15 protein-coding genes and 1 tRNA gene are annotated in these 19,251 nt (G+C 58.7%); 4 read left to right on the top strand and 12 right to left on the bottom strand.

What is annotated here, in order from left to right; genetic code table 11:
- Positions 1–74: 74 nt before the first annotated feature.
- The 6 genes from NB231_RS00605 to NB231_RS00580 form a co-directional block, all read right to left on the bottom strand.
- On the bottom strand, positions 75–521 hold the full coding sequence (locus NB231_RS00605) for a YbaN family protein (RefSeq protein ID WP_004998759.1): 447 nt from the start codon (positions 519–521) through the stop codon (positions 75–77).
- A gap of 127 nt (positions 522–648) precedes the next feature.
- Positions 649–1,485: a carbohydrate kinase family protein gene (locus NB231_RS00600; RefSeq protein ID WP_004998757.1), complete on the bottom strand. Its 837-nt coding sequence runs from the start codon at positions 1,483–1,485 to the stop codon at positions 649–651.
- Positions 1,486–1,535: 50 nt separating this feature from the next.
- On the bottom strand, positions 1,536–2,891 hold the full coding sequence (locus tag NB231_RS00595; protein WP_004998756.1) for an ATP-binding protein: 1,356 nt from the start codon (positions 2,889–2,891) through the stop codon (positions 1,536–1,538).
- Positions 2,888–3,577 (bottom strand): response regulator transcription factor, encoded by a 690-nt coding sequence (locus NB231_RS00590; protein ID WP_004998753.1) that lies wholly within the window; start codon positions 3,575–3,577, stop codon positions 2,888–2,890. The genes NB231_RS00595 and NB231_RS00590 overlap by 4 nt, the downstream gene beginning before the upstream one ends.
- Positions 3,578–3,579: 2 nt before the next feature.
- Positions 3,580–3,957 (bottom strand): PepSY domain-containing protein, encoded by a 378-nt coding sequence (locus NB231_RS00585; protein WP_156776852.1) that lies wholly within the window; start codon positions 3,955–3,957, stop codon positions 3,580–3,582.
- Between the two features lie 44 nt (positions 3,958–4,001).
- The gene (locus NB231_RS00580; RefSeq protein WP_004998748.1) at positions 4,002–4,547 is read right to left on the bottom strand and encodes a glycine zipper 2TM domain-containing protein; all 546 of its coding nucleotides are present in this window, start codon (positions 4,545–4,547) and stop codon (positions 4,002–4,004) included.
- A gap of 259 nt (positions 4,548–4,806) precedes the next feature.
- Between NB231_RS00580 and NB231_RS00575 the strand changes: the two genes are divergently transcribed.
- Positions 4,807–5,205 carry a hypothetical protein gene (locus NB231_RS00575; RefSeq protein ID WP_156776851.1) on the top strand — a complete coding sequence of 133 codons (399 nt, stop codon included), beginning with the start codon at positions 4,807–4,809 and terminating at the stop codon, positions 5,203–5,205.
- Positions 5,206–6,051: 846 nt separating this feature from the next.
- Here the strand turns inward: NB231_RS00575 and NB231_RS16530 are convergent.
- From NB231_RS16530 to mltF, 5 genes are all read right to left on the bottom strand, one after another.
- A complete protein-coding gene (locus tag NB231_RS16530) occupies positions 6,052–7,221 on the bottom strand; it encodes a response regulator (protein WP_084766188.1) in 1,170 nt (389 codons plus the stop codon).
- 16 nt (positions 7,222–7,237) lie between these two features.
- Positions 7,238–8,422, bottom strand: a complete 1,185-nt coding sequence (locus NB231_RS16525; protein WP_004998742.1) for a hybrid sensor histidine kinase/response regulator — start codon at positions 8,420–8,422, stop codon at positions 7,238–7,240.
- Positions 8,400–11,021, bottom strand: coding sequence for an ATP-binding protein (locus NB231_RS00560; RefSeq protein ID WP_084766187.1), 2,622 nt, complete (start codon positions 11,019–11,021; stop codon positions 8,400–8,402). The genes NB231_RS16525 and NB231_RS00560 overlap by 23 nt, the downstream gene beginning before the upstream one ends.
- Positions 10,999–12,423 carry a class I SAM-dependent methyltransferase gene (locus tag NB231_RS00555; RefSeq protein ID WP_004998736.1) on the bottom strand — a complete coding sequence of 475 codons (1,425 nt, stop codon included), beginning with the start codon at positions 12,421–12,423 and terminating at the stop codon, positions 10,999–11,001. The genes NB231_RS00560 and NB231_RS00555 overlap by 23 nt, the downstream gene beginning before the upstream one ends.
- Positions 12,424–13,047: 624 nt before the next feature.
- On the bottom strand, positions 13,048–14,505 hold the full coding sequence (gene mltF / locus NB231_RS00550; RefSeq protein ID WP_004998733.1) for a membrane-bound lytic murein transglycosylase MltF: 1,458 nt from the start codon (positions 14,503–14,505) through the stop codon (positions 13,048–13,050).
- Positions 14,506–14,693: 188 nt separating this feature from the next.
- On the opposite strand from mltF, the gene NB231_RS00545 reads away from it, so the two are divergent.
- The 3 genes from NB231_RS00545 (at position 14,694) to NB231_RS19975 (ending at position 17,925) form a co-directional block, all read left to right on the top strand.
- A tRNA-Ser gene (locus NB231_RS00545) sits at positions 14,694–14,783 on the top strand.
- A 533-nt stretch (positions 14,784–15,316) separates the two neighbouring features.
- A complete protein-coding gene (dauA, locus tag NB231_RS00540) occupies positions 15,317–17,029 on the top strand; it encodes a C4-dicarboxylic acid transporter DauA (protein WP_004998730.1) in 1,713 nt (570 codons plus the stop codon).
- Between the two features lie 764 nt (positions 17,030–17,793).
- Positions 17,794–17,925, top strand: a complete 132-nt coding sequence (locus NB231_RS19975) for a hypothetical protein (protein ID WP_269593323.1) — start codon at positions 17,794–17,796, stop codon at positions 17,923–17,925.
- A gap of 972 nt (positions 17,926–18,897) precedes the next feature.
- Here NB231_RS19975 and NB231_RS20190 read toward each other — a convergent pair.
- Positions 18,898–19,161: an SOS response-associated peptidase family protein gene (locus NB231_RS20190; protein ID WP_004998725.1), complete on the bottom strand. Its 264-nt coding sequence runs from the start codon at positions 19,159–19,161 to the stop codon at positions 18,898–18,900.
- Between the last annotated feature and the right edge of the window lie 90 nt (positions 19,162–19,251).

Here is a 19,251-nt window from a genome sequence, read left to right as displayed (position 1 = left end):
GTAATTCACATGAACCCGTGACGAGACAACTGCCTTGTGTTCGGGCCGCCCAAGCTACGCTATGCCATGCACCCTCATGCGGGTGGCGGCGCCGATCGCCGCCAAACCGCCTCCGGGCGACGATTCGGCAAGCGCACGATATGCGTGGTGACCGCACTAGCGATGATGATCAATAATGCTTTGATGAGCAGCACCGGCACTATCCAGATCACGCTCGTCAATATCGTCACCCAAAGCACCGTGAGCGCCGTGATCTTTACCCGCAGCGGAATGCCCTTGCCGGCCTTATAGTCTCGAATATATTGACCGAAGACGGGCATATTCATGAGCCAATCATGGAATCGCTCGGAGCTACGCGCGAAACACGCCGCGGCAAGCAGCAGGAAGGGTGTGGTGGGAAGCAATGGCAGCACGACACCGAGCATTCCCAAGGCAACGGCGGTAAACCCGATCCCGATCAACAGATAGCGGACGATCAGCGGTAAAGCCTTGGCTTTGGCTGGTGAGTACTCGATGCTCATGCAGGCAAGCCGTTCAGATTTTGACGCTCAACTTTACCATCGAAGCCGGTTGCCGTGGCAAGTATTCGCGCATTTTTTGGGTCTCGCCACTTACAGCGAAGCGGATACGGACACCCGGCACCGCTGCTCAGCCGCGATCAAGGAAGCCTCGTAGCGGCACGCTACCCGCATAAGATACGGATGCAGCCCCCCACGAGACCGCCGTGGCAAGCGCGGCTTCCATCATCTCGCCACGCGCGAGATCATGCAAGAGACCCGCCGCGAACACATCGCCGGCACCGGTGCTATCGACTACGGAGACTCGCGGTGCACGCACGCGCAGCGGGCCATCCGCACTGTACGCAACGGCCCCCTCGCCCCCATGAGTCACCACCATCCATTGCAGATATTGGCCGGCGACGCGCCGGCCGGCGGTCCAGGGATCGGTCAGGAAAGTATCATCCAGATCCCCGGCAGAACCAAGTAGAATCCGTGCCGGTAGGCAACCCGCCCGAACCGGCGGCACATGGGCGACGACCAGCCCCCATTCCGCCCGTTGCGCCATAATCGGCGTCAGCGCCGGGTCGGCACTGCGCACGTATAGGCAATCTGCCGGCAACCGCGCCAGATCGGCCGGCAACGGCACGCAAGCCCGCGCCAGATTTATGATGGTGCGCTCGCCGCCGGCCTCGATCAAAACCAGGGATCGGGTGGTCGCCGCTGCGCTTCGCGACACCAGGGACACATCGACACCGCCGGCGACCAACTCGCGCAGCAAGCCCTCGCCATCCTGGTCTTGCCCGACGGCGCTGACCACCCGTGCGCGATCACCGGCGCGGGCGAGCGCCAACGCCGTATTGGCGGCACCGCCACCGAGTCGCACGCCGCCCCAGCGGCCCTGATTGTGTGCGCCCACCCGCAACGAGGCATCGAGATAGACCACCTCGTCCCGAGCAATCGAGCCGACGACCAGAATCCTCGCCATTAGTCTCATCCCCACTGCGCGGTTGCACAGGCGTTAGCGTCCACCCGGTGTTATAGCGAACGAGCCGGAATCCGGATCACCAGCCGGGCGCCTCCAAGCGGTGAGGGCTCGGCACTCAGCGTACCGCCATAGCTTTGCACCAGTTCATCGACAATTGCCAGCCCGATGCCCTGACCCTCGGTGCGGGTATCCGCGCGGGCACCGCGCTCGCGCAGGCGCTCCAACGCCTGCGCCGGAAACCCTGGACCGTCGTCGTCGACCTGAATCACCCATTGCTCCGCCGAGCGTTCGGCCCGGATACCAATGCGCCCCTGCGCCCATTTGGCGGCGTTATCGAGCAGATTACCCAGCATTTCCATCAAATCGTCCGCATCGGCGCGCAGTGCCAGCGCCGCGGGAACAATCTGCAGCTCGAATTCCAGTGTCTTGTCTCGATAGACCTTCTCGAGTGCCGCTATCAACCGACCCACCACCGGGCCAAGCGGCACCGGCCGGCGCAGCACCTGCCGCCCCGCCGCGCCGGCGCGCTTGAGCTGATAGTCGACGATAGCGCCCATGCGAGAGAGCTGCTCCAATGCGACCCGGCGCTGCGCACTGCTGCTGCGCTCATTGCTCTGGGCAATACCCTGCAACACGCTCAGTGGGGTTTTCAGACTGTGCGCCAGATCGGCAAGAGCATTACGGTAACGAGCCCGTTGGCGGCGCTCGTGCTCGAGCATGGCATTCAACGCTGCCACCAGAGGTTGCAGCTCATCGGGATAACTCGGGCCGATGGTGTCGCGTTCCCCCGCCTCGATACGACGCAACTCTTGCATCAGCCGCCCCAGCGGCAACAAACTCCAGCGCAGCACGAGCAACTGCGTTACCAGGAGCAATACGGCGGCCCCGATGAGCCACGTCCAGAGATTGGTGCGGAATTGTCGTAGCTGAGCATCGAAATCCGTCCTATCCTCCAATGCCACCACCGTGTAGCGGCGACCGCCGGCGTCCTCCCCCAGCCAGCGAATGCCAAAGCTGAGGACAAAAACGGGGCCGAAGCCCGTTTTCGACACATTCTGAAACCGCCAGTGCCCGACCGCGGGCGCAACCACCCTCGGTGCCGGAAACAGCAGCGATGGGCTCTGCCAGACTACCTCTGCAGTGGCATCCAACAGCAAGGCATAGAGGCCCGATTGCGGCTGCACCAGCCGACCCTCCGGCAATTGTGCCAGCGCCACAGTAAGGACATCATCCGAGTCCAGCTCGGCGGCACCCAACACGGCATAGAGCAGCCCTTGGAGCTTGTCACGCTCGGCGTGCAAAGTCCGCTCGTAAACCGCATGGTCCAGCGCCAGCCCCGTCGCCGCGATAAAAACGACCAGAATGCAGGTGGCTGCGAGCAACAGCCGGGTGTGCAGCGAGCTCACGCCTCAGGCTCTTGCCGCGGCAGGGTGAACCGGTAGCCTCGACCGCGCAGCGTCTCGATCGCCGCCAGCCGGCCATCCGGATCCAGCTTACGCCGCAGGCGCCGGACGAATACCTCGATGACGTTGCTGTCGCGGTCGCCGTCCTCGGCATAGAGGTGCTCGGTGAGCGTGGTCTTGGATACCACCTCCCCGGCGTGGAGCATTAGATATTCCAGCACCCGGTATTCGAACCCGGTGAGAGCAACGGGCCGACCATCGAGCATGACCGCCTGGCTCGAGATATCAAGCCGTACGGGGCCACAGATCAATAGCGGCTGAGCCCAGCCGCTCGTGCGCCGCAGCAATGCGCGCAGCCGGGCCAGCAATTCCTCTGGGTGAAAGGGCTTGACCAGATAGTCGTCGGCGCCGGCCTCCAGCCCGGCCACCTTGTCCTGCCAGCGAGTGCGGGCCGTAAGGATGAGGATCGGAAACCGGCGCCCGGCAGCACGCGTCGCCTTGATGATCTCCAGCCCCGAAACGTGTGGCAACCCCAGGTCAATCACGGCCACATCGAGTGGGTATTCGATGGCCATATGACAACCTTCGCGCCCGTCGGCGGCCGTATCCACCACCAAGCCCGCGCTCGCCAGATGCTCCTTGAGCTGCTCCAGCAAATGCCGGTCGTCTTCGATGATCAGAGCACGCATGGCTACCGCCTGGCCGGTATACGCACGACCCGCACGTTGCCGTTGCGAAGCAGCTTAATTCGATAGTAGGGCGCGCCGTCACGGGCGAGCTCTACACCCAGCACGCGGCCACCATAGCGCTGCCGGGCCCGGCGCGCCGCCTCCCCGGGTGAGATCAGGCGATCCCGCGGCGCATAGCCTGGGGCGAGACTTTCGGAACGGGCTGAGCCGTGGTGATCGGCGTGGTCAACGGATCCTGACCGGCGCGGCCCGCCTTCCCCGGGAAAGGGCATCGAACGCGCCATGACGCGGCGTTGGTCGAAATCGAAGGGGCGGGACTGGGCGGATGCGATTCCGAATCCCCCCAGGACCACTGCCAGCAGTGCCGCTACGACCATCATGCGCCCCATCCCCGCTAGCCTAACCCATTCGCTTACCCCGAGGGTTAATTCTCCAGCACCGGTGTCACATCCACTTGTACCCGCAGCCGCGGACCCGGATCATAGAGCAGACGCGTCTCATAGGTCTCGCCACGGTAACGGTAGGTGACATCGTAACCCTCCACGCGCCGCTCGTAACGGGTATCGTCGACCACCTGACAAACACGCTGATAGCCAATCCGCTCGGCGTAGTAGTCGTCACGCTGACGGGCAATGTGCCGGCCGATACCCACCCCCGCCAAAGTACCAGCGATGGTAACGGGCGCGCGGTGGCGGCCACGGCCCAGACTATGGCCGATCACGCCGCCCACAACCCCGCCGACGACGGCCGCCAAGGCGCCATCACCGCCATCATTGGCCCGGTAACCTCGATGAACCGGCTGGTCATAGCACTGCCGCTGCGGTGTGGTGATCTCTATTTCGCGGTAGATCGGTTCCACGCGGATCACCCGGGCGTAATCCATACCGTAATTGCCGTAGCTGGCAGCCTGAGCAAGCGGGGCAAGGGCCGCGGATGCCGCGCACAGACCGATACTCAGCAATTTGTTCATCGGTAGGCCTCCTTACTTTTTCGCGTATTTTGGCAGCCGATTTAGCATCGGCACGCGGCCACCCTAGCGCGCACGAGCTGAACGGGTGCTGAATGGCAGTAGGGCCTGTTAACAATCACCCGCAGCGTCGCGGCTGATTGTTAACAGGCTCTCGGCCCACCCGTTCAGCCGCGGTTCAGGAAACAGCGCGCAGCATGGATTCAAAGAAGCCTCGGGCTCAGCCCGGCTTTATCCGCAAGGAGCAGGAAGGAGACGTATTATGACGAGAATGCGTTTATTACCGCTGATCGCGGCAGGCATGCTGTTTGGCGCAACGTTCGCTGGATCGTCTGCGGCGCGCGCCAACGATTATCTCGGCGGCCCAGGCGCATTACCGGTGACGCGCTACGGCTTCTCCTACGGCTACGGTCCCCATTTCTACCAATACCGTTACTCCGCGCCCATGGGCGGCTACCATCGCTTTCGGCACGGCCATTACCCGCGCTGGCGCCGGGGTTTCCGGAACCAGGGCTTCTACTACCAGCGCTTTAAGCGCGGCCCCCGCTTTCGGGGCCCGCGTTTCGGCAATTTTTATTTCGGTGGACACCAGTTCAGAGGACCTCACCACAGAGGCTACCGCGGTGGCTACCACCGAGGCCGTGGCTTTCACCGACATTAAGGGGTGGCAGCAAGGCTTTCAAGGTGGGCAGATGGCGGCTCAAGGTAAGTGACTGAAAACCGGTCCTCTAGCGCGGTACGGTCTCGGTCTGAACCGTCACACAGGGTTGCAAGGTGTGTCATAAGCTATTGATTTACAATATTGTATTTTTGCACCTTGAAAGCCTTTGGGGTGACCACGTCACCGCAGCAACGAACCTCTACGCGAGGCCATATAGCTGATGCGCAAGAAGTGGCACTGAAAAACGCCGGTTACTTCGAGAAATTCCGTAACTCGGTTATATGTCAGGTTCCGTGTGATTCTATTGGACAGCGGGTCTGGCGTTTATGCGTGGCCCGTGACGCGATGAGACAACCCTGCCGGCACCTTGAAGCCCGATGATGCCTGTTACTTTACACCCCCAGGCTCGCACCACGCCGCGCACCCGCACGGAGATCAAGGCCGGAGCGCCGGCTCGTTTCAAGCATAGATGACTTTAAAATCATCAGGGGCGGTACTGCAAGTTACGAAACTCCAACCGTGAAACGGGGGCAGTTCAGTCGCTGGCGGCGATAGCATTCCCGGCGCTCTTCTGCCGGATCAGCTTCGAGCCCCGATGGGTACGCATGTTGCGTAAGATGCGCAACCGACCGGCGTTGCCCAAACGATCACCACGGACGGCCGGATCATCTATAGGTAGAAATACCTCACATACTGGCAGGCCAATCCCTTAGTTGGCGGTCAAAAAGTGTATTTTGCACAGAAACTATAGATTGGCCGTTGTTTTCCCAGTCAGCACGCGCGCTGAAACTAGGACGATCTCGCCGTGTGGACGCCACTCATCCGGCTAATTGATCGCCCTGATTGCTACTCCCAACACTCCAAGCGCGCGAGAATCCTTTCCAACCAGCCTTCGGCGGGTTGCCCCGCAGGCACCACCGCCGGCTCGGTGGGCAGGGTGAGGCGGAAGCCCTTCTGGATAGAACCATCCAGGACCGGCTGTAGGCTGCCACCGTGATGATAGGCAATGAGGTAGGCGCTCAGATGCTCCGGGATCACATCCAAACCGGACGTCCCTTCCGGTGCCTGATAATTACTCGCGCTGCAGAAGGTCATAACGGTGGCCGCCAGCTCCCCATATAATCTTCCCGGCTCGCAGAGTACCTCCACGGTCGTTTCGTCACCCCCGGCGCTCATGTGGCATAAGCTGGCAACGAGCGAGCGCGCCAGGGTCCTATCGACGAGTACAGGCTGAATCCCGTCGACTTCCTGCACACGCACTTGGCACACCGGCGGCGCGGCCTCCTCGATCAAGCGGCGTGGGCTGGTCTGTGCATCGAAGGCATCCCGAGCCTCGTTCGGCTCGGTGGTATGGATGAGCGCCTCGATCAGCCCCAGTGTGCGCCGGATCTCGGTTTCGGTCAGACTCCACAGGTCGAGTTGTTCCGGAGCAATCAGTCTACCGCGGTAGCTTGCGGTGACATTGGCCTCCAGATAGGCGGCGACGGCCGTCATGGCATTGCGGATATGGGTAAAACTGCCGGCCATGACCACCAGATCACGCACGCGGTTGACCTCGATCAGACGCTGCCACACGCTCAGCTTCTCTTCCATGAGCAATGAGCGTTCCAGCCTGAGCCGGTGGATTTCCAAAGCTTGCTGCAACTCCGTGCGCAGCTGCCGAATGTCCCAAGGTTTGGTGATGTAGCGGAAGATCTCACCGCGATTGACCGCCTCGATTGCCTCGTCCAGATCCGAATACGCCGTCGTCAGCAGGCGTACGATTTCAGGCCAGTCTTCGCGAACGCGGCGCAGCAAGTCGACGCCAGTTTGGCCCGGCATACGCTGATCGGTGATTAAGACACCGATCTCCTCGCCGTGAACTTCCAGCACTTCCAAGGCCTCCGCAACACTGGAAGCGGTGTATACCGGTAGCGCCTCATCCGCGACCGCGCGGCGGAAGTATTTCAGCGCCTTCTCCTCGTCGTCCACATAGAGAACCGCATATATCGTCATAGCGCGTGTATTAACATCCATAAATTAAACAATAGAATCAGCTCCGATCGGCGCCATCGCCAACCACTAGGGGAAATGCCAAATCGAAGCGGGTGTGTACGGAGGGTATGCTGTGGCAGCTGATCGTGCCTCCGAAGCTTTCCATGACGCGGCGACAGAAGCCAAGTCCGATACCGACTCCCTTGCCGTTACTCGAAAAACTGGCGAAGTCCTCGAAAATTTCGGGCAATACCTTCGGATCGATACCGGTGCCGGTATCCTCAAAATGAAGCGTATTACTCGTCTCGCCGCGACTCGTCCAAATACGTATCCGCCCCTTGCCCGCGTTGTTTATTGCTTTGAACGCGTTACGCATGAGATTGTGCAGCACGAACACCATCAGCCCGCATGAGCCACGGAAATAAAAACTCGGCTGGACCTGGCTGTGCACCCACTCTCGCTGATCGGTCTGGAACGGAAAATCTTGCAGGGCGCAGTCGACACACTCACCCATCTGACAGATATCGAAGGCCGTCGGATCGATGCGCTTACCGCCGCAATTCGCCAGCAACAGATCGATCATAATATTCGTTCGATCCACGATGCGGCGAATGCTGACTACCGATTCTTCGAGGGCAAACTTATGCGATTCCCGCAGGGGCTCGACCGGCGCCCCGGCCTCACAAGCCCAGCGGTGACCTTCGAGCAAGCGCGGCAGGTAGCGCTCGATGCCCGCGGCGGCGGAACGGGTACTGAGCAGCGGAGTGCGCATCTCGTGCGCGATGTGACTCGCCACGGAGAGGATGCTTTTGCGCCGCTCGGTGAGTAGCTCGCGCTCGTGGTTCTGTTCGCGATACAGCTCCAGTGCATTGGTCAACTCGCCGCGCAGGAGCTCAAGATCCCAAGGCTTGGTAATATAGCGCCACACCTCGCCACGATTGACCGCGGCGATGGCTTCGCCGATGTCCGTATACGCGGTGGTCAGCAATCGCACGATGTGGGGATAGCGTGCTTTAGTCTCGCTCAGCAGCGAGATGCCATCGCTGACGGGCATTCTCTGGTCCGTTAACAGTACGGCAATACACATGCCGTGCTGCGCAAGTATCTCTCTGGCCTCGTCGCCGCTGCTGGCCGTGAGGATGTTGAACTCCCGGTGGAAGCAACGCGCGAAATACTTCAGCGCCTTAGTCTCGTCATCGACGAAGAGTACGACTGCCCGTTTATGCGGTTCGCTCACGTACATCCCTGTGCGCCTTGCTCTGTGTCTGGGTCAGCTCATCCGCTGCCGGTAGATCAAAAGTGAATTCGGTCCAGGCGCCTTCTTCGCTACGCACGCAAAGCTCGCCGCCGTGGTTGCGAACGATGGTCTGACAGACGCTCAGACCCATGCCCATTCCCTCGCCCACATCCCGGGTGGTATAGAAGGGGTCGAAAACGCGATTTAATGTGTCGGCCGGTATGCCGGTGCCGTTATCGCGGACGCTGACGCGGATGCGCCCATTGTCCTCTTCGGCCCGTATCCGGATTTCGCCGGCTCGCTGCTCTGCCACGGCCTGTACGGCCTTGATGGCATTGCCGATGAGGTTCACCAGAACCTGAACGATGTGATTGCGCGAGCCTTTGACGCAGCAGCTCTCATCAACCTCGTTGTACACGGCGACGTCGCGACGTTCGTGGACGAGCATTTGCACCGCGCCCTGTACGGCTTTGGCGGCATCGAACGTCTGCTGTTCACCCTTGGAGGGGTAGGCGAAGGCGCGTAGCTCGGAGACGATTCCGCGGATACGCTGCATGCCTTCGTCGATATCGCCGATGATTTCACTGAGTTCCTCGTCGCCGGTGATCGTGCGATCGTTTTTCACCACCTCCAAAGCGGTCAGAGCGTAGTTCAGTGGATTGTTGACCTCATGCAAGAGTCCGGCCGAGAGGCGACCGAGTGCATTGATCTTTTCACTGTGCAGGAGTTGGTTCTGGGTCTGCGTGAGCTCATCCAAGGTGGTCTGCAGCTCTTCGTTACGTAATTGCAGGTCTTGCTCCAGCTTGGCGGAGCGCAGCAGATTGTGCAGCCGAGTCTGCACCTCGATACCGCTGAACGGCTTGGTGAGGAAGTCATCCGCACCGTTCTCGAGCGCCGCCAGCTTGGTAGTCTCGTCCGCTCGGGCGGTGAGCAATACGATGCGCGTCGAACGGGTCTGCGGAGACTCTTTGATGCGACGGCAGATCTCCAGACCGTCGATTTCGGGCAGCATCAAATCGAGCACCATAAGATTCGGACGCTGGCTTTGTGCGAGCGCCAACCCCTGCCGCCCGTCGCTTGCTTTGAGCACTCGATATTCCCGTGCGAGCAACTCGACCAGATAACGCTGCATGTCCGGCTCATCGTCCACCACCAAGACTGTTGCCCGCTCATCATCACCCGTAGCGACTGGAGACGCATCGGTGCCCGGCGCCGCCGCCAGCTCCTGCCATGGCGCAGCGCTAGCGGGCTGCGCAAAGATTTCTTTATCCGTGGGCTCCGCATCGAGCTCACCCGCGGCACGCGCCAGGGGAAGACTAACCGTTATGGCCGTGCCCGCTCCCAGTCTTGACTGAATCTTGGCTGAACCGTCATGTTTTTCTGTGAGCTCTTTCACGAGCGCGAGGCCCAAACCCGTGCCAACGTATTTTCGCGTTGCCGAACTGTCCGCTTGCCGGAAACGGTCAAACACGAACGGCAAATCGCTTTCGCTGATGCCGATGCCCGTATCCTGGACCGTCACCTGCACTTGATCCGGTTCAACTTCGGCGGTGATGCGAACGCCACCCCCAGCGTTGGTGAACTTGAATGCATTGCTCAGCAGATTGAAAAAGACTTTCTCTAGCGCACTGCGATCACCTCGAATCGGAACCGGATCGTCGGGAAGCCGCTGCTTGAAAGTGATACCGCGTGACTTAGCGAGCGGTTCAACGGCCGTTACGATACTTTTCAAAAGTGCCGTCAGATCGAGTGGCCGACGATCCAGCTTGACACCGCTTTCCTCCAGCCGGATGACCTCGAGCAGATCGTTCACCAGCCGCAACAACCGATGCGCGTTGCCGTAAATGATGTCCAACTGACTGGCAATGGCCGCCGGAATAGCGGCACGTTTTTGCAGCAGATCCTCCACCGGCGCAAGAATCAGCGTTAACGGCGTGCGCAGTTCGTGGCTGACATTAGCAAAGAACTCGGACTTAAGTCGGTCCAGCTCCGCTAGTTCTTTATGACGTGCATCCAGCTCGAAATTAAGCCGGAATTCCGTAAAACGTCGAAGTCGATTGAAATACACGGCGGTGGCACTGATAACACCGGTAGAGACGAGAAAATAGAGATTATTGTAGAGCAAAACAGAATTAATCGGCTCTTCGGTCCGGCTCAAGCAAGCCACGAGGTAAAGCGCCAGGCTAGCGCTAACGAGTATCGCGACTTCCCATACGGTGACGGGCAGTAACACACCCATACCGAGGATCGCTAAATTCAGCCCGGCATAATAGGTAGAGGCATAGCCCTCGGTCAGGTAGATCATGTAGCAGATGGTTGCCTGGGGTATGATCAGCCAGGCCATCGTGAGAATTCGAATATTGTCGCGGCCGTTTTTACTGAAATGCAGCCCTAGAATGACCAGGACAGCCACATCACCAAGCGCGCGCAGCAGCAAAAATTTGCCGAAAAACTGTGGGTAGATGAACAGATCCAGGGTCACCCCCGCCGGGATCAGGACGAGGGCAAGCACACAGCCGATCCTGGAAAATCGCAACCGCGCCGAACGATCCTTTTCGGCCCAAGCCTGCTCGACGGCCGGGTCAATGTCCATCCGAGTCGGCATCTACTTCCTTGAAGATTTTCAAAAAAACATTGATCCCGGTTTCATCTACGAAAACCTCCCGCCGGCCAAGGTCTTCGGAAATCTTCAACATTTGGCGCTCGTCCCGGTAAATCAGATACCATTCGAGCAAGTATTCCATCCAGTAGCGAGTCGGGTTGCTCGGATGCACGTTGGTGGCTAAAATCTCGCTGTCTGGGCAACTCCATTGGCAGAAAAGGCTGAGCAGCCGCGTACACACTCGATCGGATAAATAATCGAAAAGGCCCGCGCAGTAGACGATGTCGAACGCCTCTGTGTAATCTTCCTCTTCCCTTTTTTGGGAAGCACGTTTGAGTAGCTTGTGCACTGAATCGTGACTGTATTCAATTTCTGGTCGGATGCCATTTACTTGACTGGCCTCGTCAAGTTTTCCTTTCGTGTATGCAAGGGTCTGCTCGCTGAAATCGACCAGCTTAATCCGGCACTGAGCCATCAAAGGCTCGCTGCGAATCAGTTGCTGGAGCTCTATTGCCGGCCCGCAGCCGATATTGAGTATGCGCGGTTGCTCACGGTGCTCCAGAGTCTTGCGGACACGCTCCTGTAGCCAATCCGCCAATATGTCGATGCGGTTACGGTGGGCCTGGGCGGGACCGGTGTCGAGATACAGCGTGTTGATAAGCTGCGCGTAGATGGTCGGACCCTCCTGCGGTTCGCGCAGCATCATGTTGACCATCTCGTAATCGCCGGCATAACCGAGTGGTTTGTGGTAGGCGCGATGGACAAACGGCGCGCGCATAAGCAACGGGTGCAGATCGCGCTGGACATAACGGGAATGGGTGGTGCGCTCTTCGTCCGAGACTTCTGCAGCAACTTCTTCGAAGCGCTCGAACATCTCGGATAATCGGGGCAGGAGGGGCTTGGTGAGAGAAGCGAGCAGTTCCCGCTTTTCTTCGGTATTGGATGCCGCGTCGGCAGGATCGCCTTCGATGTCCACGTGCTCGAGCCAACGATGCAGCTCGGTCAGGAAGGAGCGAATCCGGGATACGCTTAACTGATAGCTTGGGCGTATTCGATGCGAGTCCTGCCAATCCTCGATGAATGACACCACCTCTTGCTGAATTCTACGGTCATCGCCGATCAACCCCCGCAAATCAGACCAGGCATCCACCAGGCGCGCCGAGATGATCAGCATCAATCCCGTGTTGACCAAATTGGTGACGACGGCTCGGCCACTGTAGACGATTCGCTCGCCACTGCGAATCTCCATGTCCTCCAGCACTTCACTTAGCTGAACGATGGAGTAGGGATTGTAGACTTCGAAAATGAGCGTCGTGCGGGAGAGTTTTAGCAGAGAGCCGCGTGCCTGCAGGCCCTGGCTGTTGCGGAAGACAATAAGGTTGCTCAGATTACGCTTCGCAGCCACAGCAAGATTGCCCTCCAGGCAGTAGATAAGCGTATAAAATCACCACAAACTTGGCACGACCGCTGCCTCGCATAATTGATAGCTCCGGCCGAATTATGCTCATCGCGCCGCCCTCAACGGCAGTTTCGTTGGTTGAGAGCGGTGTCCACGATCCGAACGCCGTGGATTGGGTGCCCTTCCCCCAAGAGCGATGCGGCCCATTCTATTGCGCGTTTTCGTGCTCGACATTTCGCCGAATACCGCCACCCATTGGTGCACCAAAGCATCACCACAGGTGAAGAAAACCGGCCACCTTTTTAGAAGGTCGCTCTAACCGTGTTTTATCTTCTGCAGCATATCCAGGTTACAAGCCAGGTCAACGCGGCAGTCATGCAGGTGTGATGAAGTTCTAATATTTTCAGAAAAAGGCCTATCCCGATTGTGCTTCCCGTTTCTTTCGTTCATTGCACAACTAAGCATGATGCCGCTTGGTCGGCCGGCTTGTATGCCGATTAGAACTTGTATACCGCTTACAGAGAGGGCTTTGGGGAAGGTGTTGCCGCAGTGACGCTTCTTCGATCCACGAACAACTCAACCATGGATGTGAACCGTCCCGACAGAGTGGGACGCGCACCGCGGCGTGCTTTAATACAACGACTGGACGGCGCCCTCTAGATAGAAAGGGCTGCGGCCCTCGAGCATAGCTTTGCCGGCCTCGATGTGCTTGGGATCAAGGATGGCTGGTTCGGTGATGCGCACCAGCAACCGGTAATACTTGCGAACGTTCTTTACATAGCGTACGGGCTGCCAACCGCGAGCGTAGCCGTATTTTACCCGTTTGTACCATTTCTTTTGCGCGAGCAGCGGCAGGCGCTTGCGTACAGCCGCCCAAGATTCCGGGTTCGCAGCCTGCATTTCGGTAATCGTTTGGGCATCTACCAAATGGCCATAGCCTATATTATAAGCAGCGAGAGCGAACCAGGTTCTCTGCGGCTCGGGCACCCGCTCGGGAATGCGTGAGAGTATACGCTTTAGGTAGGCGGCCCCGCCGAAAATGCTTTGCCCCGCATCAAGTCGGTTGTCGACGCCGATCGCGCGGGCCGTCGGTCGGGTGAGCATCATTATGCCGCGCACGCCGGTGGGCGATTTCGCTTGAGGATTCCAGTGCGACTCCTGGTAGCCGATTGCGGCAAGCAACCGCCAATCCAACTGATGCTTCTCGGCGGCCTCCTGAAAGGCTTGTCGATAGAGCGGCAGGCGGTCGGTTATGTGGCGTATGAATACCCGTGTACCGACGTAATCGAACTTATCCAGATGACCATAATAGTGCTCGATGAGCTGGTTGAGTTCGCCGCTCGCCCGCAAATCCGCAAAGAATCGATTGGCCGCCTCGAGCAGGCTGGTATCGCCGTCGCGGCGAAACATCCACGCCACCCCCTGCGGCTTGCCAATATTTCCAGCCACACGCAGCTCGGGGTAAAAATGTTGACTCAGAGTGAATTCGTTGGAGTTGACTACCGCGTAATCGAATTGCCTGCTCCAGACGCGATAGAGCAGGTCCTCACTGGTGGCATTGGTGAGCGCTGCCCAATGCAATTGGGGGATGTCAACTTGGCGGTCGGAAAGGAGCCACTCGGAGCGGGTATCGGCGAGCACGGCTAGCGATCCGCTGACCGTATTCGCAAGCCCATCCGGGCGTCGTGAGCCGGCACGGTAGATCAGCTGGGGGTATACTTGCAGGTACGGTGTGGCAAACGCGAAGCGCTTGCTGCGCAACGGCGTCGCCGTGATCCCCGTGGCCACCAGATCTGCCATGCCGGTTTCCAGCTGCACTCCGAGCTTGCCCAGATCATCGGTCAGCGTTATCACCAACTGCACCCCGAGGCGATTGGCAAAGCGCTTCGCAAGATCGTACTCGATCCCCTCCGGCCCTTCGTTGGACTGATAATAAGTACTCGCGCCAAGACGGGTGAGCACGACAAGTTTATCCCGCTGCTGGACGAGCTGGAGCCGATCGGGGAAGTGCATCCGACCGAACCAGCTCAGCAGGCATGCGCTAAGGATCAACAAAATAATAAAAAGCTGCGCGAACGAGCGGCCCATAGTGAATAAAAACGGCCTTGGTCAAATTGGACGGTTATTGTAGAGCGCCAGGCACTGATCACGAGGATATCCGTCGCCCCCCGATAAACCGTGTCGCTTGGCCATCGTGCAGCCTAGCCTTGGCTTACTCAGGGTATTCTATTGTAAACTGCGCAGTCCGCCTGTCGTGTGAGTATGAGGCGACCAGTGGAGAGGTGCCGGAGCGGCCGAACGGGGCGCACTCGAAATGCGTTGACCCCTTACGGGGTCCGGGGGTTCGAATCCCTCCCTCTCCGCCAATACAAATTAATAACGCTTTGTGAAATCTGGTGTTTTTCTATCAATGCTAGCGTTCAGCCCCTAAATAGCTCCCTTAATGAATTTCCGCTCGGTGATCTCTTCCCTTAAGAATCAATCCGAATAACGCCTGTCGCCATAGCTATTGCCCTTGGCAAGACTAGCCGTGTTGGTGGTCCAGCAGAGGCGAAATACCGGCTGGGTGTTTCGGGTAGGCTATTAGGCTATCGTCGCGACTTGAGTCGCCAAGCCGGTCGCGCAGCCGATCGTATTATGTCTTGACCAGGTCACTTATCGGCGTGGCTCACGCTTGGTGGCCCGCCAAGGTGATCCTCGATAGCGTCGCGCCGACCTTGGCCAGCAGGGGGCATCCAAGACCGGCGGGAGCTGTGAGACATAAATGCCCCTGTGGATAAAGCGCTTGGTCTCTCGCTTCTGTCCGTTAGGCTGAGCGACGCGGATCATTACGCGCGCCCTGTGTTGACCATGTTTGAATTCGCATAGAGGCCTCGGTGTTACCGCCAAGGAAGTAGATGTGTTTTACGCCCTGACCCGCAGTGTCCGGAGCAAGCCCTCGCTTTCGATCCTCTGGTCCAACATCCTGAGCGGCCTCACCGTGGGCGTGATCGCCCTGCCATTGTCCATGGCTCTGGCAATCGCCAGCGGTGTGCCCCCGCAGAATGGTCTCTACACTGCCATCGTCGCGGGCATCGTGATTGCCCTGACTGGTGGGTCGAAAGTGAATGTCTCTGGGCCGACGGCGGCCTTCGTCGTGTTGCTACTGCCGATTGTGCAGCAACACGGGCTGGGTGGGTTACTGTTCAGTGGCTTCATGGCGGGCATCATTCTGGTCCTGATGGGGATACTGCGCCTGGGTAGCCTAATCGAGGTCATGCCTTATCCGGTGACAGTTGGGTTTACCGCGGGCATCGGCGTGGTGATCGCCACTCTTCAGGTCAAGGACCTACTCGGACTGGACCTCGTGAGCCTGGATGGGCATTTCCCGGAACAGGTGGCTACCCTCATCAGTGCCTTACCGACTCTGGATTGGCGGGAGGCACTGATCGGTGCGGTGACCTTTCTAGTCCTGGTCCTGTGGCCGCGCGTGCGCAGCCAGATACCGGGACATCTGGTCGCACTACTGGCCGGCTCCTGTGCCGCCCTGAGCCTTGTTGAGGTATTCGATGGCTTTACCGTGGAAACCATCGGTTCCCGCTTTCAATATGTGATCGATGGGGTGACCGGCAGCGGCATCCCACCGGTGCTGCCGGAGTTTATGTGGCCCTGGCAGCAGCCCGGGCCGAATGGTGAGCCCATCGGGTTTTCCTTTAGTCTGGTGAACACCTTGATCGGCTCGGCGTTGAGTATCGCCATGCTTGGCGCAATCGAATCCCTGCTGTGCGCGGTGGTCGCAGACGGCATGTCTGGGAAAAAACATAATCCTAACGATGAGTTGATCGGGCAAGGCATCGGCAATCTGATCGCACCTCTATTCAGCGGTATTCCAGCAACCGCCGCCCTTGCACGTACGGCGGCCAATATCCGTGCCGGTGGTTCATTACCCCTATCCTCAGTCGTGCACAGCCTATTCATTCTGGCCGCCATCCTGGTGCTGGCTCCGCTACTAGCCTACATTCCCATGGCGTCGATGGCGGCGCTGTTGATCATGGTAGCCTGGAACATGAGCGAGGCGCGCCACTTCGTGCGCACCCTCAGGATCGCACCTCGCCAAGATGTGATTACCTTGCTGACCTGCTTCTCGCTGACTGTGATATTCGACATGGTCGTCGCGGTTAGTGTCGGCGTCGGCCTAGCGGCCGCGCTGTTTATTCGCCGTAGTATCGCCCTCACCGGCGTGGATCTGCGTGGAGCGTTCACCAACGATAAAAAAGCAGAAACCCAGGATCTCCCGAAGGGGTTGGCCGTTTACGATATAAAGGGGCCGCTGTTCTTCGGCTCCGCTCATAAGGCCATACGCCAAATCGGTATGGTCAGTCCCGATGTGTGCGTGGTCATCCTCGAAATGACGCAGGTCACAATGCTGGACATGACGGCGATTGTCTCCATGGAATCAATCGTTAAGGAACTACGCGGCCACCGTATTGGTTTGATCATCAACAATCTGCACCCGCGTATGATCCTCAAGCTGCGCCGCGCCGGCGTGCGCGAACGGGTGGGGCAGATTGCTTTCTCCCGGTCATTGGACGAGGCGTTGAAGATTTATGAGGAGAAATTTTCTGGTGAGTAAAGGGTAAACAAGATGCCTTCTGCGCTACCGTGCGCCTGGGTTTAACACAGAGCCTCTTCCGCCGCCTGTTCAAGAATTCAGACACGAGTCACTGCGGAGATCTGAGCCGCTTCTCAAGCCTTCTCCGTAACTCGTCACGGTCCACGAGCTTCGCTGTGCCGGTAGCGATGGCGCGCAAACGCTGCAGGATTTCCTTGTCCCATATTCTGAGAACGGACTTTCGCAACTTGTCTCCTATTGTCGCTTATCTCGTTAAGGCCGCTATAATTTAGGACAGTCTGGATAAGGGCGTCGAGCAATACCGGTTCCGCGCATTTTGGCCGGGGTGATTAAGTAATAAGAAGCAGTGCCGGGGAGATCCGGGTCGCCTTCGGCGTCGGAACAAGGCTTTGCGAACGAGAAACAAAAAACTGCACAACGATCTGCGAATGGCACACCATAAACGCCGGAAACCCAAGAATGCGCGGGGCGGTTGTCTCCTTTGCAAACCGCATAAGGTGAACGGTGCGGATCGAAGGACCTTGGCGGAAAAAAGACAAGACCAGACCCGCCGTTCCGGAGACCCAGAATGCAGTCGGTAATCCACACCGATTCATCTAGGGCTGGGCAAATCCAGCCTCGCCTAGCGAACATTGCAAGCGCGTGCGGATATGCGGCAGTCCTGTTACTCGCGTGCGCGCTCTTCAATGCTGCAACGGGGGCGGGGCTTAGGGGCTCTCTTTGGCGTGTTTCGCCCGCCGACGGAACGCAATACACCGATCCGCATGACGCAGGGATCAACAGAACGATTGCAAATCCGCCGGGTTATCGAAAGCGCCATGGTGGACGAGTTCAAGTTGGAGAACCGCTTTGCTTCAGCGGACGTCTATCTCAAGGGGCAGCGGGGCGCAGATTGAGATTCGGGGTCATTCCCCCGAGCGTCGGTAGTATCAGCGTGTCTGGAGAAAACGGACTCGATTGTGGTCCGTCGGTATTTCAGTCCTCGGGTAACACATGGGGCGGCTTCCAGTATGTCGAGTGCCGCACCGTCGGTCCCGCGCCGATTAGAAACGCCATGTTCTGCATCACTCCCAAGACAAGTCTGGCGAATCAGTCAATCAGGGTGCTTTGGGACGCGATCGATAGCCAGTCACGAAAGACAGTGATCGATGTGGCAGTTCGCGCCCGCCCTGCAACGACTTCCGGCCCTGCACGCTCGGCCGAGGCAAGGAGTTGCATCCGGTTTGATAAGGTGGGGAAGACTCACAGGCAATTCGATGGCGCGATCATCCAGGGGCCTGGCAGCCCACTCTGGAAACGTGGCAATCGGTACTACAGTTTTGGGGGATCCCCATTCCCGGCCGCGCGCAAATGGTCACTTTCTTCATGGACCCGGAACGGCAACACTTGGATTAAAACCTTGTGCGACTCAAAAGGGCGGGCATTAAGCACGACAGCCTATAAGCTTTATATAAGGGAGAATAGAAAACCCAATCCAGAGGCGTGGACATACGTAGGGGGAAGCTATGCGGGGCTGTCGGGTCGCCGCCACTATTTGGCGAATGATGGCGACAGATCAGTTCCTGATCTGTTTTTGTTGAAATAACTGTCCGCTCAAAGCGGTGCGCACCGCCCGCGGCAGGTCATTTCTCTTGGTGGTCTACCATAAGCCGGTTTTTAGCAGTGACGCGGCGAAACCTATTTTTGCAGGTTAATGGGCGGGCGCATCGACAGAACCCGTCAGCCATCCCAAGTCAAGATTTGCCTAACTTGGCATCATATTTTGTTGGAAATTTTCATGAGCCTTGGACAGAGCGGGTGGTTTAGTGACGGCTTTGGGAAGCATTCCAAGATGCGTGTAAGGAACGGGGCATGCGAGCAAGTCGTGTTCAAACCGGAAGTAGACAGATGTGGGCGATTCCGTTGGAGGTGCTGCTCTCGAAAAATAGGGCAGGGTAAAGGGGTGTAGAGCCCGGGCAAAACCCTGCCCTCCACCCTGCCCTAATGCCCCCTAAAAACTCGTACCAGCCGTCGGCGGGGATAATGACTCGGCGCTTGGAAAAGGCGCTGCGGAAGTAAGCCGAATCGGCACCCTTCTCCGCGCGGGCATTGATCGGGACCGGCGCTCCTTTCTTTTCCTCCGCGTGATGCACGCGTCCGGTGCGCGCCTAGGGCGATGAAATACGCGGTCATGACGCCTCGCCGGCGCAGCGTAGCCGCGTTCTCCAGGCGCGAGGGTCTCG

The organism is Nitrococcus mobilis Nb-231 (genome assembly GCF_000153205.1).
Classification (GTDB): domain Bacteria; phylum Pseudomonadota; class Gammaproteobacteria; order Nitrococcales; family Nitrococcaceae; genus Nitrococcus; species Nitrococcus mobilis.
Note: the sequence above shows the minus strand (reverse complement) of the source record. Positions and strands in the feature narration are given on the sequence as shown.